The sequence below is a fragment of the Aeromonas tecta genome, from assembly GCF_000820185.1.
Lineage (GTDB): Bacteria > Pseudomonadota > Gammaproteobacteria > Enterobacterales > Aeromonadaceae > Aeromonas > Aeromonas tecta.
Genome location: NZ_CDCA01000018.1, coordinates 1 through 21,149, shown reverse-complemented (window position 1 = coordinate 21,149; position 21,149 = coordinate 1). Strand labels below are relative to the sequence as shown.

At 61.6% G+C, this 21,149-nt stretch carries 21 protein-coding genes and 1 pseudogene; 14 read left to right on the top strand and 8 right to left on the bottom strand.

Features of this window, described 5'->3' with window-relative positions:
- The 3 genes from BN1137_RS04065 to BN1137_RS04060 all read left to right on the top strand — a co-directional run.
- Positions 1 to 719, top strand: a 719-nt coding sequence (locus BN1137_RS04065; protein WP_050717374.1) for an acrylyl-CoA reductase family protein, incomplete at its 5' end; no start/stop codon positions are given.
- A gap of 72 nt (positions 720 to 791) precedes the next feature.
- The gene (locus BN1137_RS23025) at positions 792 to 914 is read left to right on the top strand and encodes a hypothetical protein (RefSeq protein ID WP_100860730.1); all 123 of its coding nucleotides are present in this window, start codon (positions 792 to 794) and stop codon (positions 912 to 914) included.
- A gap of 212 nt (positions 915 to 1,126) precedes the next feature.
- The gene (locus BN1137_RS04060) at positions 1,127 to 1,465 is read left to right on the top strand and encodes a DUF2799 domain-containing protein (RefSeq protein ID WP_050717372.1); all 339 of its coding nucleotides are present in this window, start codon (positions 1,127 to 1,129) and stop codon (positions 1,463 to 1,465) included.
- A gap of 75 nt (positions 1,466 to 1,540) precedes the next feature.
- Here the strand turns inward: BN1137_RS04060 and BN1137_RS22275 are convergent, their stop codons facing one another.
- Together BN1137_RS22275 and BN1137_RS04055 are read right to left on the bottom strand one after the other, a co-directional pair.
- On the bottom strand, positions 1,541 to 1,711 hold the full coding sequence (locus BN1137_RS22275; RefSeq protein WP_126623423.1) for a hypothetical protein: 171 nt from the start codon (positions 1,709 to 1,711) through the stop codon (positions 1,541 to 1,543).
- Positions 1,712 to 1,782: 71 nt separating this feature from the next.
- Positions 1,783 to 2,214, bottom strand: coding sequence for a flagellar basal body-associated FliL family protein (locus BN1137_RS04055; RefSeq protein ID WP_050717371.1), 432 nt, complete (start codon positions 2,212 to 2,214; stop codon positions 1,783 to 1,785).
- A gap of 145 nt (positions 2,215 to 2,359) precedes the next feature.
- On the opposite strand from BN1137_RS04055, the gene BN1137_RS04050 reads away from it, so the two are divergent.
- Together BN1137_RS04050 and ubiA are read left to right on the top strand one after the other, a co-directional pair.
- Positions 2,360 to 2,911: a chorismate--pyruvate lyase family protein gene (locus tag BN1137_RS04050; protein WP_050717370.1), complete on the top strand. Its 552-nt coding sequence runs from the start codon at positions 2,360 to 2,362 to the stop codon at positions 2,909 to 2,911.
- Entirely contained in the window at positions 2,908 to 3,771 is an 864-nt protein-coding gene (gene ubiA, locus BN1137_RS04045) for a 4-hydroxybenzoate octaprenyltransferase (protein WP_050717369.1), read from the top strand. Before BN1137_RS04050 ends, ubiA begins: the two co-directional genes overlap by 4 nt.
- Before the next feature lie 155 nt (positions 3,772 to 3,926).
- Here the strand turns inward: ubiA and plsB are convergent, their stop codons facing one another.
- Complete coding sequence (gene plsB / locus BN1137_RS04040; RefSeq protein ID WP_050717368.1) at positions 3,927 to 6,350, bottom strand: glycerol-3-phosphate 1-O-acyltransferase PlsB; 2,424 nt, start codon at positions 6,348 to 6,350, stop codon at positions 3,927 to 3,929.
- A 214-nt stretch (positions 6,351 to 6,564) separates the two neighbouring features.
- Between plsB and lexA the strand changes: the two genes are divergently transcribed.
- The 4 genes from lexA (at position 6,565) to dinF (ending at position 10,158) form a co-directional block, all read left to right on the top strand.
- The gene (gene lexA, locus BN1137_RS04035; RefSeq protein ID WP_050717367.1) at positions 6,565 to 7,188 is read left to right on the top strand and encodes a transcriptional repressor LexA; all 624 of its coding nucleotides are present in this window, start codon (positions 6,565 to 6,567) and stop codon (positions 7,186 to 7,188) included.
- Positions 7,189 to 7,675: 487 nt separating this feature from the next.
- Positions 7,676 to 7,885, top strand: coding sequence for a hypothetical protein (locus tag BN1137_RS04030; RefSeq protein WP_232306889.1), 210 nt, complete (start codon positions 7,676 to 7,678; stop codon positions 7,883 to 7,885).
- Between the two features lie 247 nt (positions 7,886 to 8,132).
- Entirely contained in the window at positions 8,133 to 8,759 is a 627-nt protein-coding gene (locus BN1137_RS04025; protein WP_050717365.1) for an SCO family protein, read from the top strand.
- A 22-nt stretch (positions 8,760 to 8,781) separates the two neighbouring features.
- Positions 8,782 to 10,158 carry an MATE family efflux transporter DinF gene (dinF, locus tag BN1137_RS04020; RefSeq protein ID WP_050717364.1) on the top strand — a complete coding sequence of 459 codons (1,377 nt, stop codon included), beginning with the start codon at positions 8,782 to 8,784 and terminating at the stop codon, positions 10,156 to 10,158.
- 94 nt (positions 10,159 to 10,252) lie between these two features.
- On the opposite strand, the gene trmL is transcribed toward dinF, so the two are convergent.
- From trmL to BN1137_RS04005, 3 genes are all read right to left on the bottom strand, one after another.
- A complete protein-coding gene (trmL, locus tag BN1137_RS04015) occupies positions 10,253 to 10,717 on the bottom strand; it encodes a tRNA (uridine(34)/cytosine(34)/5-carboxymethylaminomethyluridine(34)-2'-O)-methyltransferase TrmL (protein WP_050717363.1) in 465 nt (154 codons plus the stop codon).
- 66 nt (positions 10,718 to 10,783) lie between these two features.
- Positions 10,784 to 12,139 (bottom strand): ATP-binding protein, encoded by a 1,356-nt coding sequence (locus tag BN1137_RS04010; RefSeq protein ID WP_050717362.1) that lies wholly within the window; start codon positions 12,137 to 12,139, stop codon positions 10,784 to 10,786.
- Positions 12,136 to 12,828: a response regulator gene (locus BN1137_RS04005; RefSeq protein ID WP_050717361.1), complete on the bottom strand. Its 693-nt coding sequence runs from the start codon at positions 12,826 to 12,828 to the stop codon at positions 12,136 to 12,138. Before BN1137_RS04005 ends, BN1137_RS04010 begins: the two co-directional genes overlap by 4 nt.
- Positions 12,829 to 12,914: 86 nt before the next feature.
- On the opposite strand from BN1137_RS04005, the gene fieF reads away from it, so the two are divergent.
- The 4 genes and pseudogenes from fieF to BN1137_RS03985 all read left to right on the top strand — a co-directional run bounded on the left by fieF (position 12,915) and on the right by BN1137_RS03985 (position 16,369).
- Entirely contained in the window at positions 12,915 to 13,826 is a 912-nt protein-coding gene (gene fieF / locus BN1137_RS04000) for a cation efflux pump FieF (RefSeq protein WP_050717360.1), read from the top strand.
- Between the two features lie 8 nt (positions 13,827 to 13,834).
- Complete coding sequence (gene cysE / locus BN1137_RS03995; RefSeq protein ID WP_050717359.1) at positions 13,835 to 14,614, top strand: serine O-acetyltransferase; 780 nt, start codon at positions 13,835 to 13,837, stop codon at positions 14,612 to 14,614.
- Positions 14,615 to 14,635: 21 nt separating this feature from the next.
- Positions 14,636 to 15,911 (top strand): annotated as a pseudogene (locus BN1137_RS03990) (hypothetical protein).
- Between the two features lie 248 nt (positions 15,912 to 16,159).
- Entirely contained in the window at positions 16,160 to 16,369 is a 210-nt protein-coding gene (locus BN1137_RS03985; RefSeq protein WP_050717358.1) for a cell division protein ZapB, read from the top strand.
- 87 nt (positions 16,370 to 16,456) lie between these two features.
- Here the strand turns inward: BN1137_RS03985 and elbB are convergent, their stop codons facing one another.
- On the bottom strand, positions 16,457 to 17,107 hold the full coding sequence (elbB, locus tag BN1137_RS03980) for an isoprenoid biosynthesis glyoxalase ElbB (RefSeq protein ID WP_050717357.1): 651 nt from the start codon (positions 17,105 to 17,107) through the stop codon (positions 16,457 to 16,459).
- A gap of 400 nt (positions 17,108 to 17,507) precedes the next feature.
- Between elbB and polA the strand changes: the two genes are divergently transcribed.
- Positions 17,508 to 20,273: a DNA polymerase I gene (gene polA / locus BN1137_RS03975; RefSeq protein ID WP_050717356.1), complete on the top strand. Its 2,766-nt coding sequence runs from the start codon at positions 17,508 to 17,510 to the stop codon at positions 20,271 to 20,273.
- A gap of 84 nt (positions 20,274 to 20,357) precedes the next feature.
- On the opposite strand, the gene BN1137_RS03970 is transcribed toward polA, so the two are convergent.
- Positions 20,358 to 20,897: a gamma carbonic anhydrase family protein gene (locus BN1137_RS03970; RefSeq protein WP_050717373.1), complete on the bottom strand. Its 540-nt coding sequence runs from the start codon at positions 20,895 to 20,897 to the stop codon at positions 20,358 to 20,360.
- Positions 20,898 to 21,149 lie beyond the last annotated feature (252 nt).

The following is a 21,149-nucleotide window of genomic DNA, read 5'->3' as shown; positions in this document are numbered from 1 at the left end:
GCTGGGGTGTGGGCGAGGGGCACTGGGGTGGCATGGCCGAGCAGGCGCGGGTCAAGGCGGACTGGCTGGTGCCGCTGCCGGCCGGGGTGGATGAGCGTCAGGCCATGTGCATCGGCACCGCCGGCCTCACCGCCATGCTGTGCGTGCTGGCGCTGGAGGAAGCTGGCATCACTCCCGCGAGCGGTGAAGTGCTGGTGACCGGTGCCGCCGGTGGCGTGGGCTCGACCGCCGTCGCCCTGCTGGCGGCGTTGGGTTATCAAGTCGCGGCCCTGACCGGTCGTCCGGCAGAACAAGGCGAGATGCTGACCGCCTTGGGGGCGAGTCGCATAGTGCCGCGCAGCGAGCTGCTGGAACCGGCCAAGCCGCTGGAGAAACAGCTGTGGGCCGGTGCCATCGATACCGTCGGCAGCCAGGTGCTGGCCAAGCTGCTGGCCCAGATGAACTACGGCGGCGCCGTGGCGGCCTGCGGGCTGGCGGGTGGCTTCGATCTGCCGACCAGCGTCATGCCCTTCATCCTGCGCAACGTGCGCCTGCAGGGGGTGGATTCGGTGATGTGCCCGCTGGCCCGTCGCCAGCAGGCCTGGGCGCGACTGGCACGGGATCTGCCCGCCAGCTTCTTCGAACAGGCGGTGACCGAGATCGGACTCGAGCAGGTGGTGGCCGCTGCCGAGGCCATTACCCAGGGTCAGGTGGCTGGCCGCACCCTGGTCAAACTCTGAGCAATCCCAGTGGCGAGCCCCATTTTTCTGGATAGACTTTGAAGGCCGGTGCACTATCCAAGGAGAATGAGCATGGGTGAGCAGACGCCGGATTACGAGCTCGATGATGATTGGGAGCCGGAATCCTGGGAAGACGAGCTGGAGGAGCTGGATGACGAGAGCTGGCAAGACTTTGACTCTCTCGACGATCAGTAAACCACAGTGAAACGTACGGGCGGGCCTTGAGGCCCGCCCGCTTTTTTTTGCCTGTTCATCGACCACGGGCAGGGGCTTGGTAGGGGCGGCCTGGCTGGTTAGAATGAACTGCTCAAATGACGCTCAGGGATGATAAGGTGAGTCGTCATGGTGGTGGCCGGTCAGCTCCGGCCCACCTGCTCAGGATGTTCATGAACAGCTCAAGGATGAATATGCGATTACTCGTCATCACTGTGTGCGCCGCCCTGCTCGGTGGCTGTGTCTCCAACTCGGACGATCCCTGCGAGAAGGTATGGAGCGATGTGGGGGAGGCCGACGGCAAGCTGGGTTTCGCCGCCGATCGGGTTGAATTCCATCAGACCCAGTGCGGTACCAAGGTAGATGTCGCCATGTGGGAGCAGGGTCGCCAGAAGGGGTTGGCCTGGTATTGCCGTCCCGAACATCTCTATCTGGCTGGCCGTTCCGGAGAAGAATACCGCGGCGTCTGTCCCAACGATGTGCAGGCGAGGCGACTGGTTGAGCAGGGTAGGCACGGTTGGACCGATCAATAGGACGTTAGCCTGCCCTGTCTTCCGCTATCGCAGAGGCTGGCACGGTGAGAGTGCCAGAGGATCGATGAGGGGAGCTTACTCCCCTTTTTCCTTCAGACGCAGCGGCTGACACAGATACTGCTTGTCGTTGGCGCTGCGGGCACACTTGCCGCACACGAACTTGGGTTTGCGTACAATCTTGCGCAGCGCCTTGAGGTCAAATGGGATCTCGTGACGGCGCCATTCACACAGCGTCTTGTGGCCCATGACGGAACTTCCTCGACAACGAATGAGATGAGGGCTGAGCCGGATGGGTTGCCCGCATCCTGCTCATTCGCTCATTGATACAGATACTTGGTGAAGATGAGCTCGCGAACTGCCTTCTTGCCGGTCTCTTTCACCAGCAGCTCATTGACCCGGTTCTCGCACTCCTTGCGCAGCTCTTCCCGGCTCACCAGCGATTTGATCTGATCCCCGGTCTTGCTGCCAATCAGGCGGATGATGGCGTCGCGGATCAGCGGGTCGTGCTGCTCCAGCAGCTTGAGGTCGGCCGCATTCTCCGCCATCAGCTCCACCGTCACTCGCACATAGCCCAGGGTTTTGCCTTCCCCCAGATAGTTGGTGATGATGTCGGGGTCCAGCGCATGATAGGCAAAGCCCGGCTTGGCAGCAGCGGCCGGATCGGCAGCAGGCTCCTCGCTGGCGGAGGCTGATACATTCAACGCGGTACAGCCCAGTAATAACACCAGCAGAATTTTGAAGATCTTCATCTAGATGGCTCAGCAGCGACAGATGCCCCATTTTTGATGCTGCCATCGGGGCCGTCAAGCACGGATGTTCTTACAATTCTCGATTGATTTACGGATAATAAACCGGATTTTAACCTGACAACGGAAATCTCCGGATGGTGAAGCTGTGAAGTCCGAGTTGACTGTTCCCTTGATCCAGCTAGCCCCATGGCGGGCACCCGAGTCGTGCGATCTGCCCGAGACGCTGCGTCCCTGGCTGCTGGAAGCCGATTCCATGACCCAGCGACTGCGTCGCTACAATCGCCACCTCTCGGTGCAACTGCTGGGCAACCGCAGCGTGGGGCTCGGGGCCGATGAGCAGGCGCTGGTGGCCGCCGACTGCCCTCAGGGGCTGTGTCGTGAAGTGATCCTGCATGGCGATGGCGGGCCGGCCATTCTGGGCTGGACCCTGTTTGCCGAGGCGGCATTGCAGGGGGGAGGTTTACAAGATCTGGGTGAGCAGCCTTTGGGTGAACGTATATTCGGTACCGAGCCTGCCAGGCGAGATCATCTACTGCTGACCTGCTTCGAAATCGCGGCCAATCCCTGGTGTCCGGCCGCCATCGTCTGGGGACGTCGTTCCCGTCTGTATCTGGGGCAGTGGCCCTTGCTGGTCCACGAACTCTTCTTGCCCTCGCTATCGTCCAACCCGCTGCCATCGCATAAGGAGCCGGAGTGAAATTGTTAACCAAGGAGCGGGGACTGGCCTATGTGCAGTTGGCCCGCATCGACAAGCCCATCGGCACCCTGCTGCTGCTGTGGCCGACCCTGTGGGCGCTCTGGCTGGCGGCTGGTGGCCTGCCGGACCCCTGGATCCTGCTGGTGTTCGTGGTGGGAGTGTTTCTGATGCGCTCCGCCGGCTGCGTCATCAATGACTATGCGGATCGCAACTTCGATGGTCACGTGAAGCGTACCGCCGGGCGGCCGTTGCCCATGGGCAAGGTCGAGCCGCGCGAGGTACTGATGTTGTTCGCGGTGCTGGCGCTGATCTCGTTCGGACTGGTGTTGACCCTGAACCCGCTCACCATAGGCCTGTCGTTCGCCGGCCTGCTGCTGGCGGTCTGTTACCCCTTCATGAAGCGGTTCATTCCGATCCCGCAGCTGGTGCTGGGGATGGCCTTCTCCTGGTCCATTCCCATGGCCTATGCGGCCGAGGCCAACGCCCTGCCCGCCGTGGCCTGGCTGCTGTTTCTCGCCAACCTGCTGTGGACCATCGCCTACGACACCCAGTACGCCATGGTGGACAGGGATGATGACCTCAAGCTCGGTCTGAAATCGAGCGCCATCCTGTTTGGTCGCCATGACAAACGGATCATCGGTGTACTGCAGCTGGCGACCCTGCTGATCCTGTTGCTGGTGGGCCAGCTGATGGCGCTGGGGACAGGGTACTACTGGGGGCTGCTGGGGGCGGCGGCGCTGTTCGTCTATCAGCAGCGGCTCATTCGGGAGCGGCAGCGTGAAGCCTGTTTCAAGGCCTTCCTCAACAACAACTACGTGGGCGCCCTGGTGCTGCTCGGGGTGGTTGTCCACTACCTCTAGGGCATGAACCCATGAAAAAGGCCGCATCAGATGCGGCCTTTTTTATTTCCCGTGGTGTCGCTGTCTGCGGCCGGTCAGATCCGGTTGCCGGCTTCGATGGTGCGGCGGATTTCGTGAGGCTGAGCAGCAGCTCTCGTTGCTCTCGCGTTACGGCATTAAATCCGGTTGCCGGCCTCGATGGTGCGGCGGATCTTGGTGCTGAGCAGCGGCACTATGTTGTCGGCCAGCGCCTGGAAGCGGCCCAGATCCGGCTTGCAGCCGGTGTCCAGATAGCCTTCGCTGCGCAGGGTATGGATCAGGGTGCTAAACAGCTTCTGGTCGAAGAACTCGGGGGCGTTGATACCATGCAGGGTGCCGAGGCGCTCCGCCATCATCAGGCCGTCCGCTTCCAGTTGCTCCGCCTCGATATAGGGCTGGGCCAGCACCCGGGTCAGCACGATGGCGTAGCGTTGCAGCGTCTCTTGAATGCTCTCGGCCAGCAGCAGCAGCCGCATCTGATTGACCGGATTGACCCAGTAGCCGCCCTCGCGCTCCTCAATGAGCTGCTGGCGTTGCAGCTCGGCCAGCAGGGCATCGACCAGCTCCGGCAGCTCTTCTTCCTGATAACGCAGGAACAACTCGGTCTTGAGCAGCGGGTAGATGTCGATGCAGCGGGCGATGAGCTCGCTGCGGCTGATCCCCTCGCAGCGCTCGATCAGCGTCGCCACCAGGGACGGCAAGGCGAACAGGTGCAGTATGTTGTTGCGATAGTAGGTCAGCAGGATCGCCTGGTAGCGATCCAGGCTGACTATCTGGCCCAGCTTGTCCTCGCTCACCTCGAACTTGTTGAGCTCCATCGCCTGATCCAGCAGGGTCCTGGCATCCTCGGCCGGCAGGGTGCTCTCTGGGCTATAGGGCACCTGCTTGAGCAAGTCCAGATAGGTGTTGAGCTGCGCCTGCAACTCATCACGGGTCAGGGCGTGGCGATCGGCAGCCAGCAGCGCCAGGGCGCTCAGGGTCAGGCCATTGACGGCGGCGGCATCGTTGATGCGGGTCATCAAGAGCTCGGCCAGCTGGTTGACGGTGGGCGCCATCCACTCGGGGCGCTCTTCTTTGCCGATGCTCTCCTTCCAGTTCGGCACGTGCTCGCCGAGGTAGGTATTGAGTGTGAGCGGCTCACCGAAGTTGACGAAGCCGCGGCCGTAGTTGCGCAGCTTGCGCAGGATGCCAAGCACCTGCAGGAAGCTCTCTTTCTCCTTGCGGCTGCCCTTGAGTTCGTTGTGGTAGGTGTTGACCTCCATCACGTGCTCGTAGCCGAGATAGACGGGGACCAGGGTCACCGGTCTGTCCAGCCCGCGCATCATGGCCTGCAGGGTCATGGCCAGCATGCCGGTCTTGGGGGGCAGCAGGCGACCGGTACGTGAACGGCCGCCCTCGGTGAAGAACTCCACCGAGTAGCCCTTGGCGAACAGCAGGTTCAGATATTCACGAAATACCGTGCTGTAGAGCGGGTTGCCCTTGAAGGTGCGGCGGATGAAGAAGGCGCCGCCGTGGCGGAAGATGGGACCCGCCGGCCAGAAGTTGAGGTTGATGCCAGCCGCGATGTGGGGCGGCACCATGCCCTGGTGGTAGATGACGTAGGAGAGCAGCAGGTAGTCCATGTGGCTGCGATGGCAGGGCACGTAGACGATTTCGTGGCCCTCTTGCGCCAGCTGGCGCACCCGCTCGGCGCCGTTGACCGACAGGCCGCGGTAGAGCTTGTTCCACAGCCAGCCGAGAAACGTCTCGCCGAGCCGGATCAGGCGGAAGGAGAAGTTGGAGGCGATCTCGTCCATGTAGCCGTGGGCGCGTTTCTGCGCCTTCTCCAGGCTGATGCCTTCGCGCTCTGCCTCTTCCTCGATGGCCTGCTGGATCACGCTGGAATCGAGCAGCTGCTTGAACAGCAGGTTGCGGTTCGGCAGCTTGGGGCCGGTGGCGGCGAGCTGTTGGCGGCTGAAGTGGGTACGCGCCACCCGCGCCAACTTGTGGGCGATGGCCTCGTCGGTGCCGTGCTTGTCCGCCATGTAACGCAGGGAGAGCGGCGGCGAGAAGCGCACCAGATTTTCACGCCCCTTGAGGATCACGATCAGCGCCTTCTTGAGCCGGTTTGGCGCCAGGCTGCTGATGATGTTCCAGCCGGAGGCCTCTTCGCCCTCGCGGCCCGGGGCGCGGCCCCAGAACAGGGTGACGGGCACGACCTGGATATCCAGCGCCGGATCCTGCTTGTGCAGATCCAGCAGCTGGTGAAATTCTTGCAAGAAAGGGAGCGGCTTGGTGCGTTTGCCAAACAGGGGAGGCGGACGATCCAGGCAGACGTAGCGCGGCAGCAACTGGCCGTTCAGCTCAAGGGGCGTGAAAGGACCGGGCAAGCCGAGATCCTCACAGCACTGCTGCAGCGTCATCAGATCGGTGATCGAACTGGTTTTCAGGGCATAGACGATGGGTCTGGCCGGGTCCAGCTCCAGTTCCGTGATGGGGTTTTCCGGCAGGCTCTTGTGATTGACCAAGCCGCTGACCGGCCATTGCAGGATGGCTCTGGAAATGTTCTGTCCGATGGACATGTGTGTCTGCTCTCCAAAAAAATGCGGCGTGAGCATAACAAATCACCGTTGGCTTGTCGCCGAGAGGTACGATGAGTGGCTGTGCAGGATCAAGAATGGTCCATTTATGGCAATAAGTGCGACAAGGATGGGACAAATGTCAGCCGCACCTTGCCTTGGCCCCAGCACTGTATATACTGCCAGTGTGCTGTATAAAAAGACAGGTGCTAATCCAATGAAACCCCTTACCCCCCGCCAGGCCGAAGTGCTGGAGCTGATCAAGGTCAACATGAGCGAGACCGGCATGCCGCCGACTCGTGCCGAGATCGCCCAGAAGCTTGGTTTTAAATCGGCCAATGCGGCCGAGGAACATCTGAAGGCCCTGGCCAAGAAAGGGGTCATCGAGATCATGCCCGGTACCTCCCGCGGTATTCGCCTGCTGATCGAGGAAGAAGCCGCGCCGGAAGAGAGCGGCTTGCCGCTGATCGGCAAGGTCGCTGCCGGGGAGCCCATCCTGGCCCAGGAGCACATCGAGAGCCACTACCAGGTGGATCCCGCGCTGTTCCATCCGCGGGCAGATTTCCTGCTGCGGGTGCAGGGCATGAGCATGAAGAACATCGGCATCATGGATGGAGACCTGCTGGCGGTACACAAGACCCAGGACGTGCGCAACGGCCAGGTGGTGGTCGCCCGTCTCGATGAAGATGTCACCGTCAAGCGCTTCCAGCGCAAGGGCAGCCAGGTGTGGTTGCTGCCGGAGAACGAAGATCTCGAGCCTATCTCGGTGGATCTCGCCAGTCAGCACCTCACCATCGAAGGCCTGGCAGTGGGCGTTATTCGCAACGCCGACTGGATGTAAGCCTCTGATGTCACGACACGGCCTCCTGCGGGAGGCCGTGTCGTTTTTGCCGCATTACCCTGCAATCCCCTTTATCCCCAGACAGCCACGACTTTTATTGCCAGTACCTCATCGCACCACCACATGGCCGGCATTTCGGATATATCCTTTGAACAGGCCCGCCACGCTGCTGCCGGGTCGCCGGTGTCAGCCATGAGCCGGAGTCTCTATCCGGCCCGGCAAGGCCGCAGGGATGCATAACGGGCACCTTACCTAGGTGGCTCGGAGTCGAAGGAAGGTCGCTCGGGGCGCGGCAGGCAGATTAGCCAGACCCGAGGCGGCTCGTACAGTCAGCATGCGACAGTGTTCAGCTTGCCTCTGGTGGGCAGGAACACGGGTCGTGGCCTGCTGAGCAAGGAGGACAGATATGGCTTCAAGCTCGCCATGGGATCCGGGTCTGGCCGTTGCCCCCGCATCTTCCATTACCCGATTCATCAAGGGCGGCCGGATGACGTGGTTTTACGCGCTCTGGGTGTACCACAAGGGCGATGGCTGGACCATCTGGCTGGGATGCCCCAAGGACAAGATAGTCCGGCTGGTGCGGTTGTTTCGGCGCCACCATGACATCGGCTTGCCGGATGCACCCTGGACGGCGCCGGTGGTGCCCTTGCACACCGTTGCCAGGCGTACGCATCTGCAGCACCGGCGGCGACCCTGATCATCTTCTGCCGTGCATTGAGCCCCACCCATGGTGGGGCTTTTGCTTTCTATTGTTTTATATGGGTTTTTATATGGGTTTTTAGATGGATTCAGGGCTGCAATGACCCTCTAATGCGCCGTCCATCGACGCTTTCCTACCCGGGATCCGGAGCCGGGGATAGCCAGAGACGGGAGAGGCCGGGTTACAATATGGCTCCACGGGGCCTGTTCCTGTGCCTGTTCAGACCAACAAGGCATTATTTTATATGGTAAAACCAAAGTATCCCCTGCTGTTTATGCTACTGGTTGGCGGCCTGATGGCGGCTTACTACTGGAGTCAGCCGGCCTTGCCAGAGCAGGCCGATTACTATCCGACGGGCCGGGACATCAACCCCTTCAGCCTCACCGATGCAGAAGGGCAACCGTTCACGGCCGCCAACCTGCAAAGGCATTGGACCTTCCTGTTCATCGGTTATACCTACTGTCCTGACATCTGCCCGACCACGCTGGCGGATCTGCGCTCCGTCTATCCAAAGCTGAAAGAAATCGCTCCGAGCAGCCAGGTGGTGTTCGTCTCGGCGGATCCCAAGCGCGATGACAGCGCTCGCCTCAAGAGCTACACCGCCTTCTTCCAGCCGGAGTTCAAGGCAGCAACGGCGCCTCACCGACAACTGTTCCCCTTCGTGCGCAATCTCGGCCTTGTCTATTCCATCGTCGAGCACGACAGCAAGGATTACCTGATAGACCACTCCGCCTCCATCGTGCTGATCAACCCGGCGGGCAAGCTGGTGGCGGTGTTCCGTCCCGAGGTCGGCCCCGGACTGGTACCCCATATGGAGATGGATATGCTGGTCTCCGATTTCGCCAAGATAGCGCGGCTGGCGGATCAATGATGCCTCAACAGACCTGCTACTCATGCTGATCCCGCTCTGGTTGCGCGATCCCCAGCGCCACAGGGCCGTGTTTGTGCTCGCCCTGCCCATGGTGTTCTCCAACGTCACCACCCCGCTGCTTGGCCTGGTGGATACCTGGGTGATCGGTCATCTCGGCCAGGCCTGGTTCCTCGGCGGTGTCTCGGTCGGGGCGACCCTCATCAATCTCATCTTCTGGCTGCTGGGTTTCCTGCGCATGTCCACCACCGGACTGACCGCCCAGGCCTATGGCGCCGCCAGTGCCGAGGGGCAACTGGACACCCTGATGCGGGCGCTGGGCTTGGCGGTCGGCCTCGGGGTCACGCTCCTGCTGCTGTTGCTGCCCTTCCTGCCGGCGCTCATTGCGCTGAGCGGTGGCTCGTCCGAGGTGCAGTTCTACGCCGGCGAATATGTGTCTATCCGCATCTGGAGCGCCCCGGCCGCCCTGTGTAACCTGGTCATCATGGGCTGGCTGCTGGGCATGCAGGATGCCCGCAGCCCCATGCTGCTGCTGATCCTGAGCAACCTCGTCAACATGGTGCTGGATGCCTGGTTCGTGCTGGGGCTGGGCTGGCAGGTCAAGGGCGTCGCCACCGCCTCGCTGCTGGCAGATTACTGCGCGCTGGGGGTTGGGCTCTGGCTGGTGAGTCGCCGCCTGCGTCATCTGTCGGCCGAGGTATGGCACGGCGCCTGGCAACGCTGGCGACAGTGGCCCGCGCTGCGGCGGCTGCTCGGCCTGAATCGGGACATCTTCATTCGCTCCCTCTGTTTGCAGCTCTGTTTTGCCTTCATGACCCTGCAAGGGGCGCGACTGGGGGACGTGGCGGTGGCCGCCAACGCGGTGCTGCTCAATTTCCTGATGCTCATCTCCTACGGGCTGGATGGCTTTGCCTATGCGGTGGAGGCCATGGTGGGCCGCGCCATCGGGCGACGGGATCGGCAGGGGCTGCGGGAGGCCATCGCCCTCAACCTGGGCTGGGCTCTGTTGATTGCGCTGGGCTTCTCGCTGGCATTCCTGCTGGGTGGGCCCTCGCTCATCACCCGGATCACCGACATCCCGGCGGTGATCGCCGAGGCGAACCGTCAGCTGCCCTGGCTGGTGGTCATGCCGCTGCTGGCGGTCTGGTGCTTCCTGCTGGACGGCGTCTTCATCGGCGCGACCCGGGCCCGCGAGATGCGCAACAGCATGCTGGTGGCGGTGTTTGCGGGCTTCTTCCCGGTCTGGTGGCTGTGTCAGGACTGGGGGGTGGCTGCCCTGTGGGCTGCCATGGCGGCACTGATGACGGGGCGGGGGCTGACCCTGGGCTGGCTCTGCTGGCGGCTGGAGCAAGATGGCCGCCTGCTCGGTGTGCAGACGGCCGCATCTGCCGATCGCGCCTGAGCGGGCGCGCCGTCTCGGGTCGTGTTGATACCTTGAGGAAAGAGAACAGATCCAGCGCCGGGATCAATGGCCTCAACCCGGCGATGGCCAAGGCTTAGAGGGAGCCCTCATAGCCAAACTGGCGCCAGCTCTCGTAGACGAACACCGAGACCGCATTGGCCAGGTTCATGCTGCGGCTCTGGGGCAGCATGGGGATGCGCAGCCGTTGTTCGAACGGCAGGCTCTCGATGATCTCCGCCGGCAGGCCGCGGCTCTCGGGCCCGAACAACAAGGCATCTCCCAGTGCGAATGCGGCCGCCGAGTGGGCGGTGCGCCCCTTGGTGGTGCAGGCGAACACCCGTGTCGGCGCCACTGCAGCCAGGAACGCCTCATAGCTCGGCCAGCGCTTCACCTCGGCAAACTCGTGATAGTCGAGCCCGGCCCGTTTCACCCGTTTGTCATCCCACTCGAATCCCAGCGGCTCAATCAGGTGCAACCGGTAGCCGGTGTTGGCACAGAGACGGATGATGTTGCCGGTGTTGGGCGGGATTTCCGGTTGGTAGAGCACGATGTCGAGCATGGGGGATCCTGAGAAGGGCAATAAGGGCGCCAGCATACCCAGCGCCCGCCGCGATGAAAAGGGTCTTCACGCCATGGGCAGGCGGATGGTGATGACGAGCCCGTTTGGCTGGTTGCTGCTGGCCCGGATGGTGCCGCCATGACGGGCGATCGCCTCGGCGGCGATGGCGAGGCCAAGGCCGGTGCCACCGGTCTTGGCGTTGCGGGCATCATCGACCCGGAAGAACGGCAAAAACAGCTGCGCCTGCTGCTCCGTCGGCACGCCGGGGCCGTCATCCCGGATGGTCATCACCCACTCCCGTCCTTCCCGATACCAATCCACCTTGATGAACTCGCGGGCGTACTTGAGTGCGTTGCGCAGTGGATTTTCCAGCGCCCTTGCCAGCAGATCTGGCCACATCTTGACTGACTCGGTCGGCAGAGGCGGCAGTCTGAGCTGCTTGCCATTCTGGTGTGCCTCGAACATGGCGTCGTCCAGCATGGGTTCCAGCAGATCGGCCAGCGGCAGCAGCACGGGGGCCTCCACGTGTTGCTGCACCCGCGACAGGTCCAGCAAATCGCCGATCAGCTTGTCGAGTCGCCCGATCTCGGTTTCGATCCGCGCCAGCTCGCTGCTGTCCCCCTGCTTGCGGCGGATCAAGGCCTGTGCCAGCTGGATGCGGGTGAGGGGGCTGCGCAGCTCGTGGGAGATGTCGGAGAGCAGCTGTTTCTGCTTCTGGATCATGCTCCTGAGGGTATCGACCATGGCGCTGACGTGATCCGCCAGCTGACCTATCTCGTCTCGCCGCCCCAGGTTGGGGACTTTTGTCTCCAGCTTGCCCTGGGCCAGCTGCGAGACGGATTGCTGCAACTGCAGTATGGGGCGGGTCAGCCGCCAGGCCAGCAGCAGGCAGAGCGGGGTGCTGACCAGCATGGCGATGCCCAGGATCTGGATGGGATGATCCAGGATCTGGATAAACAGGAACAGGTAGGAGTTTTCGACGTTGAGGCCGAAGTAGACATGATAAGGCTGGCCGTGATGCTGCATCAGGAAGGGGCCGGCGATGGCCCGCTGGTGCTCGCTGCCCAGCATGGGTTTGGCCGGGTTGTCCGAATCCAGCATGAAGCGGATGACAAACTTGCTCAGGCGGGTGGTGGACTGCATCTGCCCCTTGGCATCGCGCAGGTAGACGTTGTCCACCGGCAGCAGGCCGGCCGCGCCTATGGCCTGCATCAGATCGAAGTCCTGGCTCGGATCCGCCCCCGCCTGCAGCGCCCGCAGGTTGTTGTTCATCCGGGTCACCTCGTGCTCGGGCAGGGGGATGATGTTGCGGGGATCCAGGGTAGGCAATATGACTACGGCAGCCAATAACACCAGCAGCATGAACCAGAACCAGAGAAATATCTGGGTAGAGAGTCCACCAAAGGAGCGGCTGATAGTCATGCCTGCTCCAGCCAGAGATAGCCGCGGCCACGCACCGTCTTGAAGCGGGGCTGGCCGTCCTGGCGCTCCGGCAGCTTCTTGCGCAGGTTGCTAAGGTGCATGTCGATGGCCCGATCGAAGGGCTCGAGCTTCTTGCCAAGCACTTGTTCGGACAACAGATTCTTGCTGACGATCTGGCCAGGGCTGCGCAGCAGGCACTCCAGCAGGCCAAACTCGGTGGCGGTGAGCTCCAGCAGTTGATCGTCACAGCGGGCCTGTTGCAGGCCGGGTTGCAGCACCAGATCCATGAAACGCAGCTCGTCCGCCGCGCCGCGCTGGGGTGGCGGGCTCTGGGTGCGGCGCAAGATGGCCCGCACCCGTGCCAGCAGCTCTCGGTCGTCGAACGGCTTGGCCAGATAGTCATCGGCGCCCGCCTCCAGTCCGTTGACCCTGTCCTGGCTGTCACCGCGCGCGGTCAGCATCAGCACCGGCGTCTCATGGCGCTTGCGCAACTGGGTCAGCATGGCGAAACCGTTGAGCTTGGGCATCATCACATCAAGTAGCACCAGATCGAACCTCTGCTCGCCCAGCCGCAGCAATCCCTCCTCGCCATCTTCGGCGACCGTGACCTCAAAGCCTTCCAGCGTCAGGATCTCGGTCAGCAACTGGGTCAGCTCGAGATCGTCATCGACCAGGAGTATTCTGTTCATCTGGATTCACTCCGTTGATTTCACACGCCAAACTGACGCTAGGGTCAGGGTATAATAGATTTTTACGCGCCAGAGGAAAGCCGGTTTTGAGCCATCAACAATATTCTCGCTGGGTCACCCTGGCCAGCATGGCGGCGGTCACCGTCGCGACCCTGCTCATCGTGGGCAAACTGATCGCCTGGCTGATGACGGACTCCTCCAGCCTGCTGGCGTCGCTCACCGACTCCTTCATGGATGTCAGTGCCTCCCTCATCAACCTGTTTGCCATCCGCTACGCCCTGGTGCCGGCGGATGACGAGCACCGATTCGGCCACGGCAAGGCGGAGTCCCTGGCGGGCCTCATCCAGTCGGCCTTCATCTCGGGCTCGGCCCTGCTGCTGGTGATGCACGGCATCTCCTCCCTGCTCAATCAGGCGCCGGTACAGCGACTGGAGGCGGGGCTCTGGGTCAGTGGCGGCTCCATTTTGCTGACTCTGCTGCTGGTCAGCTTCCAGCGCTGGGTGGTGGCGCGCACCGACAGCGTGGCCATCAAGGCCGACATGCTGCACTATCGATCCGATCTGCTGCTCAACGCCGGTGTCTTGCTGGCGCTGGTGCTGGCGGGGCAGGGCTGGTACTGGGCCGACGGTCTGTTTGCCATCCTGATCGGGTTGTTCCTGGTGTGGGGCGCCATACAGATCGGCTACGAGTCGGTCCAGGCGCTGCTCGATCGTCAGTTGCCAGCGGAAGAACAAGCGAGAATAATGGCGCTCTGCTGTGCCGTAGAGGGGGTGCATGGCGTGCATGATCTGCGTACCCGCCAATCCGGGCCGACCCGTTTCGCGCAACTGCATCTGGAGCTCGACGATCAGCTGCCGCTGGTCAAGGCCCATCAGATAGCCGATGAGGCTGAGCTGGCGGTGCATCAGGCCTTTGAGCGGATGGATGTGATCATTCACATGGACCCCATTTCGGTACTGAAAAAAGAACAAAAAAGCCCTCACCCTGAACAACAGTAGGCTGCAACATGGACGATCTGGTTGCCCAAACGTGGCAAAAAATTCAGCTGGAAGCACAGAGCATGGCGGCCCAGGAGCCCATGCTGGCCAGCTTCTTCCACTCCACCATTCTCAATCATCAGGATCTGCGCTCGGCGCTTAGCTTTCAGCTGGCCAACAAGCTCGACAGCACCACCATGCCGGCCATCGCCCTGCGGGAGGTGATCGAACTGGCCCTGCGCAGCGAGCCCGAGTTGCTGGCCATGGTTGCCGCCGACATCTGTGCGGTGCAAGACAGAGACCCGGCCGTAGACCTCTTCTCCACGCCGCTGCTCTACCTCAAGGGTTTCCATGCCCTGCAGGGCTATCGGGTGTCCAACTGGCTGTGGCGCCAGGGGCGCCGCTCGCTGGCACTCTATCTGCAAAACCAGATCTCGGTGGTGTTCGGGGTCGACGTGCATCCGGCCGCGCGGATCGGCAAGGGCATCATGTTTGACCATGCCACCGGCATCGTAGTTGGCGAGACCGCGGTGATCGAAGACGACGTCTCCATCCTGCAGAGCGTGACCCTGGGCGGTACCGGCAAGGAGAGTGGCGATCGTCACCCCAAGATCCGGGAAGGGGTCATGATAGGGGCGGGGGCCAAGGTACTCGGCAACATCGAGGTGGGCGTGGGCGCCAAAATAGGTGCCGGTAGCGTGGTGATTAACCCTGTTCCTCCCCATACCACGGTGGCCGGCGTGCCAGCCAAGATCGTGGGTCGACCCGAGTGTGACAAACCCTCGCTGGACATGGATCAGTGTCTCTGACCCCCTGACCGAGGCGGTACCATGGTCAAGCGCTGGTCAGGTTATCTGATCCTGGGGATGTGGCTGCTCAATCTGCTGCATCTCTATCTGGGATTCTCCCCCTGGCCGGCGGCCATTGCCGCCTGGGCCGCCTCTCTGCTCACCTGGCCCTGGCTGGTGGGCGCGGCGACAGGCGCTGGCGCTGTATGGTGCGGCGCTCTTGCTGCTGATCTTCTCTTGGTGGCGCGGGGCCAGCCTGAGCCCAGGTGCCTGGCTGCTGCCCAACATCAACATGCTCACCATGTTTGCCGCCGTCAGTACCCTCAACCTCGCCACCTCGGGTCTGCTGTCCGGCACTACCTCCTGGTCGGGTCGCAAGGGACTGTGGAGCACCATGGCCAGCCTCAATCTGCTCGGCGCCGTCATCAACCTCTCGGTGCTGTTCATCATCGGCGATCGGTTGGAGAAAAACGGCACCCTCGAGCGGCGCCAGGTGATGGTGCTGAGCCGGATCTTCTGTGTGGCCGCCTTCTGGTCTCCCTTCTTCGTCGCCATGGCGGTGGCACTGACCTATGCCCCCGGTTTGCAGCTCGCCAGCATCTTGCCGTTTGGCCTCATTGGCGCCCTGCTGGCCATGGGGCTGACCGCCTGGCAGGTGGAGCGGCTCGGGGTGGCAGATTTCGAAGGCTACCCGCTGCGACTGCAGACGCTGGGGCTGCCGGTGACCCTGGCGCTGCTGGTGCTGCTGGTCAACCGGCTCTGGCCAACGCTCAGCATCATGGCGGTGATCGCGCTGGTGGCGCCGTTGCTGGCGCTGCTGTTCATGCCACACGCCGGGCGAGGCGCGGCCCTCAAACGGCAGGTGGTGGAGCGCTTCCCCGCCATCGGTGGCCAGCTGGTGCTGTTTCTGGGGGCGGGTCTGCTGGCAGCGGGCATCAACAGTACGCTGTCGGTGTTGGAGCTGACGAGCGGTCACGGCCTGCCGCTGTTCAATCACTTCGGCTGGCTGGAGGCTAGCCTGACCCTGCTGCTGATCTTCCTGGTGGCGATCATCGGGGTGCACCCGCTCATCAGTATCTCCAGCCTGGCGCCCTTGCTGTGGCCGCTGGCGCCAGATCCCAGCCTGCTCGGCATGTGTTTCCTGCTGGGATGGGGACTCGCCACCGGCACCAGTCCGCTGTCCGGCTCCAATCTGGCGCTGGCATCTCGCTACAACCTGAGTGCCGGTTTGCTGCTGCGCTGGAACCTGCGCTACGGCTTGCTGATGTACGGGGTAGCCTGCCTGCTGATGGGGGCTTTTATCGCCCTGCGCGGCTGATGCGACGGCGAGGAAAGCCGCCGCGTGACAGGGGGCTTCATCTCGCATTTGTGCTGTTCTGGTGGCCCCGAGTTGGTGTTCCTGCTGCCTGCGAGAAAAATAGACGCATATTTGGACAATAGCCTCAGGGAAGGTGCATTTTACGGCGCCCCTGACTTGTTTGTCCCGATGCCCTCAGGGTATGCTGGCTCCACGCGCTTGATCGCCCGCGTCGGGGCATCGCAATTGAACAAAAGTAGGTACCGCATATGTCACTAGAAGTCCTTGAGCAACTCGAATCCAAAGTACAATCCGCCGTCGACAACATCTCCCTGCTGAAGATGGAGCTGGACGAGCTGAAAGAGCAGAACAACAAGCTGCAAGATGAGAACCATCAACTGCGCAACGAGCACGTAGCCTGGCAAGAGCGCCTGCGCGCCCTGCTCGGCAAAATGGAGCAGATGGGCGAAGCCATCTAATCCAGCGCTGACAGACCAGATTGAAAACGGGCCGCTCCATGAGCGGCCCGTTTGTTTATGGCCATGTGATGCATGACCAGTGGGGAGTTAGAGCGCCAGCAACTGCTTGACGGTTTTTTCTATGCCATCGGCTGCCTCGACGATGTTCTGCGCCAGCATATACGCGGGCGTCGAGATGACTTTACGTTCCTGATCCACTACGAACTCGCTGACCGGGCAGTTGAGATGACTGCCGCCCATGGCTTCGATGGCATTGGCCGTGCCCTCGTCGTGACCTATAGTGGCCAGGGTGCCGGCGCCGTAGATGAGCGGGATCATGGCCGGTGCGATGCAGATATAGGCCGCCGGCTTGCGCGCCTTGGCAAAGCTCTGGCACGCCTTGAGCACATCCGGCTGGATCTGGCAGCTGGCACCCTGCACGGCGAAATCGCACAGGTTCTTGGCGGCGCCAAAACCGCCGGGCAGCAGCAGGGCGTCATAGTCGGCCGCATCCAGCTCGGCCACGTCCCGGATCTGGCCGCGGCAGATCCGGGCCGCCTCGACCAGCACGTTGCGGTTCTCCCCCGCGCTGACCTCGCCGGTCAGGTGGTTGATGACGTGCAACTGCGGCACGTTCGGGGCGAAGCACTGGACCTGAGCGCCCTGACGGGCCAATGCCAACAGGCTGATAACGGCCTCATGGATCTCGCTCCCGTCAAAGACACCACAGCCACTCAAAATCACGGCCACTTTTTTCATGGCAAACTCCTCGTTGTTGAAAATGTGAGCCAGGGTAGATTGTTGTATTTTTGTATGGTTATCGCTCGCCCTCTGCTGGTCAAGTCATCTTGCTGTGCTAGGATTGTTTCGTTTCGGATCCTGCCGTATTGACTCCCTTAAATTTTTTTCCACATTGATCGAGATCATTTTCATGAAATGACGCGCTCATTTTGCGAGCATATCTATTTGTTTTAATTGGAATTTAATTGCATTGCACACAGCTTGGTCACTGTGTCGTCAGCGGGCGTTCAATTTTGAACACAGAGTTATCCACAGAAAAAGTGCTCGCGCAGGGGGCAAAAGCGTGCATGTTCGCCCCTTGGTGTGCTGAGGGCCCTGTGGCATCCTAACGGCTGTTTATTCTTGGCAGGACAATTTCATGGCCTCTAGCAATCCCCTCATTCTGGTCGACGGCTCTTCCTATCTTTACCGCGCCTTCTTCGCCTCCCAGCAGGCTGATCTGCGCACATCGACCGGGCTGCCGAGCGGCGCCGTCCGCGTGATGGCCAACATGATGCGCAGCCTGCGCAAGCAATACCCTGACAGCCACGTGGCCGTGGTGTTCGATGCCAAGGGCAAGACCTTCCGCGACGACATCTATCCCGAGTACAAGGCAACCCGTGCCAGCATGCCGGACGATCTGCGCAGCCAGGTTGCTCCGATCCACCAGATGATCAAGGCGATGGGTTTCCCGTTTTTGATGGTGGAAGGGGTCGAGGCGGACGATGTGATTGGTACCCTGGCCCGCCAGGCCACCGAGAAGCAACTGCCGGTACTCATCAGCACGGGCGACAAGGACATGGCGCAGCTGGTTTCCGACCATGTCACCCTGATCGATACCATGAAGGACGTGGTCACTGATCGGGAAGGAGTGATCGAGAAGTTTGGCGTGCCGCCCGAGCTCATCATCGACTACCTGGCCCTGATGGGGGACAAGGTGGATAACATCCCCGGCATGACCGGGGTGGGCGAGAAGACGGCGCTGGCACTGTTGCAGGGGATCGGCAGTATCGATGAGATCGCCGCCAACCTGGATAAGGTGGCTGCGCTCGGTTTTCGTGGCTCCAAGGCGTTTGCCGACAAGTTCCGTGAACAGGAAGAGCAGGTACGCCTCTCTTATCTGCTGGCGACCATCAAGACCGATGTCGAACTGGAGCAGGAGCTGGAGCAGTTGCAGCTGGGCCCGGTGGACAAGGAGTCCCTGCTGGAAGTCTACCGCGAGTACGAGCTGCGCAATCTGATCAAGGAGCTGGAGTCCGGTGAGGGCGCCAGCGCCGAAGGCAATGCAAGCCAGGATGGCTCGGATGACGAGGTGACTCCTGCCGTCGCCATCGAGACCGATTATCGCTGCATCCTGGATGAGGCCGAGTTTGACGACTGGCTGGCGCAGTTGAAAGCCGCCCCGCTGTTTGCCTTCGATACCGAGACCACCAGTCTCGACTACATGGAGGCGCGGGTGGTGGGTGTCTCCTTCGCCGTCGAACCGGGCAAGGCGGCCTATGTGCCGTTCGGCCACGACTATCTGGGTGCGCCGGTGCAGCTGAGCGAGGCGTTGGTGCTGGGCAAACTCAAGCCGCTGCTGGAAGATGCCGCTCACCTCAAAGTTGGCCAGAACCTCAAATACGATCGCAATGTGCTGCTCAACCACGGTATCGATCTGCAGGGCATCGCCTTCGACACCATGCTCGAATCCTATGTGCTCAACTCCACCGCCAGCCGTCACGACATGGACTCCCTTGCCAGGAAGTATCTGGGGGTCGAGACCACCTCCTTCGAAGAGATTGCCGGCAAGGGCGTCAAGCAGCTCACCTTCAACCAGATTGAACTGGAGCAAGCCGCACCTTATGCGGCCGAAGATGCCGACATTACCCTGCGTCTGCACCAGACCCTGTGGGGCGAGCTTGGCAAGCTGCCGGAGCTTGCCAAGGTATTCACCGAGATCGAGCTGCCCCTGTTGCCCGTGCTGGCCAGGATGGAGCTGATGGGTACCACCATAGAGCCCAAGTTGCTGCGCCAACAGAGCCAGGAGATAGAGGTGAGACTGGGGGAACTGGAGCGCCAGGCCCACGAACTGGCCGGGCAGGAGTTCAACCTCTCCTCCCCCAAGCAGCTCGGCGAGATCCTGTTCGTCAAGCTGGGGCTGCCCATTCTCAAGAAGACCCCCAAGGGCGCCGCGTCCACCGCCGAAGAGGTGTTGGCCGAGCTGGCGGAGACCTACGAGCTGCCGCGTCTGTTGATGGAGCACCGTGGCCTCGCCAAGCTCAAGTCCACCTATACCGACAAGTTGCCGCTGATGATCAAGCCGCAGACCGGGCGGGTACATACCTCCTATCATCAGGCGGTGGCGGCGACCGGCCGACTCTCGTCAACCGATCCCAACTTGCAGAACATTCCGGTGCGCAACGAACAGGGGCGCCGCATTCGGCAGGCCTTCATTCCGAGCGTCGGTTACAAGCTGGTGGCGGCGGATTACTCCCAGATCGAACTGCGCATCATGGCCCACCTCTCCGGTGACCAGGGGCTGCTGACCGCGTTTGCCGAGGGCAAGGATATTCACAAGGCAACCGCCGCCGAGGTATTCGGGGTCGCGCTGGATGCGGTGACTACCGACATGCGGCGCAGCGCCAAGGCGATCAACTTCGGCCTCATCTATGGCATGAGCGCCTTTGGCCTCGCCAAACAGCTGGGGATCGGCCGCGCCGAAGCGCAGAAGTACATGGATCTCTACTTCGAGCGCTACCCGGGCGTGCTCGACTATATGGAGCGCACCCGCCAGCAGGCGGAAGCGCAAGGCTATGTCGAGACGCTGTTCGGTCGTCGTCTCTATCTGCCGGACATCAAGTCCCGCAACGCCGGGTTGCGCAAGGCGGCGGAGCGGGCGGCGATCAACGCCCCCATGCAGGGTACAGCCGCCGATATCATCAAGCGCGCCATGATCGGCGTCGATGGCTGGATCCGCGGCATCACCGATGACTCCATCCACATGCTGATGCAGGTGCACGATGAACTGGTGTTCGAGATCCGGGAGGAGAAGCTGGAAGAGTACGTCGCCATCATCAAGGAGAAGATGTCGGCCGCAGCCGAGTTGCACGTGCCGCTGGTGGTGGAAGCCGGCACCGGTGACAACTGGGATCAGGCCCACTGATCCCTGCAGCTCATTTGCTAGCTATATAAGAAGAGAAGCCCGGCATCATGCCGGGCTTCTTGTATCTGTTCACGCAGCAGCGCTTCAGGCTTCTTGCAGATACTCGTCCTTGAGCAGCACATAGTTATTCGCAGATGTCTTGAGAAAGGCAATTTCGGCAGGTTTGAGCGCTCTGGCCTGTTTGACGGGATTGCCCATATAGAGGAAGCCGGACTCGAGCCGCTTGCCCGGCGGCACCAGACTGCCGGCCCCTATCATCACGTCATCTTCTACTATCACCCCATCCAGCAAGATAGCGCCCATACCGACCAGCACTCTATTACCTATGGTGCAGCCGTGCAGCATGGCCTTGTGGCCGACGGTGACATCCTCGCCGATCAGCAGTGGATGGCCATCGGGATTGCCGGCACTCCTGCGGCTGAGGTGCAACACAGTGCCGTCCTGCACATTGCTGCGGGCGCCGATGTGGATGTGGTTCACATCACCCCGTGCCGCCACCATGGGCCAGATGCTGGCATCGTCACCAAGTTGGATATCGCCCACCAGGGTGGCACAGGGATCCACATACACGCGTTTGCCCAGTTGCGGGCGTTTTCCTTTGTAAGGTCTCAGTCGCAAGTCCATCTTGGCCTCCTTGTTTTCGGCCATTCTAGCAATCCGGGACCATGTTCTGTGGATAAGATTGTATAAAAGCTGTGGTTCGTTATGAATAACTAAAAAAGTGCCGATTTTTGACGATTTATTGCGAAAAGGGGCTTGCCAGAAAGTTTCAACTCCCTATAATGCGCCTCCATCGACAGGGCAAGCGGCAACGCAGTTAAGCCAGTCGGTGCCTCGAAAAGTCTTTGAAATAAGACTTGACTCGAGAAGGCGGTT

Coding starts and splice junctions, on each gene's coding strand:
- BN1137_RS04030 (WP_232306889.1), top strand. CDS start 7,676: ATGACGTGGTTTTACGCGCTCTGGGTGTACCACAAGGGCGATGGCTGG.
- BN1137_RS04005 (WP_050717361.1), bottom strand. CDS start 12,828: ATGAACAGAATACTCCTGGTCGATGACGATCTCGAGCTGACCCAGTTG.
- BN1137_RS03985 (WP_050717358.1), top strand. CDS start 16,160: ATGTCACTAGAAGTCCTTGAGCAACTCGAATCCAAAGTACAATCCGCC.
- BN1137_RS03970 (WP_050717373.1), bottom strand. CDS start 20,897: ATGGACTTGCGACTGAGACCTTACAAAGGAAAACGCCCGCAACTGGGC.
- cysE (WP_050717359.1), top strand. CDS start 13,835: ATGGACGATCTGGTTGCCCAAACGTGGCAAAAAATTCAGCTGGAAGCA.
- BN1137_RS22275 (WP_126623423.1), bottom strand. CDS start 1,711: ATGGGCCACAAGACGCTGTGTGAATGGCGCCGTCACGAGATCCCATTT.
- polA (WP_050717356.1), top strand. CDS start 17,508: ATGGCCTCTAGCAATCCCCTCATTCTGGTCGACGGCTCTTCCTATCTT.
- elbB (WP_050717357.1), bottom strand. CDS start 17,107: ATGAAAAAAGTGGCCGTGATTTTGAGTGGCTGTGGTGTCTTTGACGGG.
- lexA (WP_050717367.1), top strand. CDS start 6,565: ATGAAACCCCTTACCCCCCGCCAGGCCGAAGTGCTGGAGCTGATCAAG.
- BN1137_RS04060 (WP_050717372.1), top strand. CDS start 1,127: ATGCGATTACTCGTCATCACTGTGTGCGCCGCCCTGCTCGGTGGCTGT.
- BN1137_RS04055 (WP_050717371.1), bottom strand. CDS start 2,214: ATGAAGATCTTCAAAATTCTGCTGGTGTTATTACTGGGCTGTACCGCG.
- trmL (WP_050717363.1), bottom strand. CDS start 10,717: ATGCTCGACATCGTGCTCTACCAACCGGAAATCCCGCCCAACACCGGC.
- BN1137_RS04025 (WP_050717365.1), top strand. CDS start 8,133: ATGGTAAAACCAAAGTATCCCCTGCTGTTTATGCTACTGGTTGGCGGC.
- BN1137_RS04010 (WP_050717362.1), bottom strand. CDS start 12,139: ATGACTATCAGCCGCTCCTTTGGTGGACTCTCTACCCAGATATTTCTC.
- BN1137_RS23025 (WP_100860730.1), top strand. CDS start 792: ATGGGTGAGCAGACGCCGGATTACGAGCTCGATGATGATTGGGAGCCG.
- plsB (WP_050717368.1), bottom strand. CDS start 6,350: ATGTCCATCGGACAGAACATTTCCAGAGCCATCCTGCAATGGCCGGTC.
- dinF (WP_050717364.1), top strand. CDS start 8,782: ATGCTGATCCCGCTCTGGTTGCGCGATCCCCAGCGCCACAGGGCCGTG.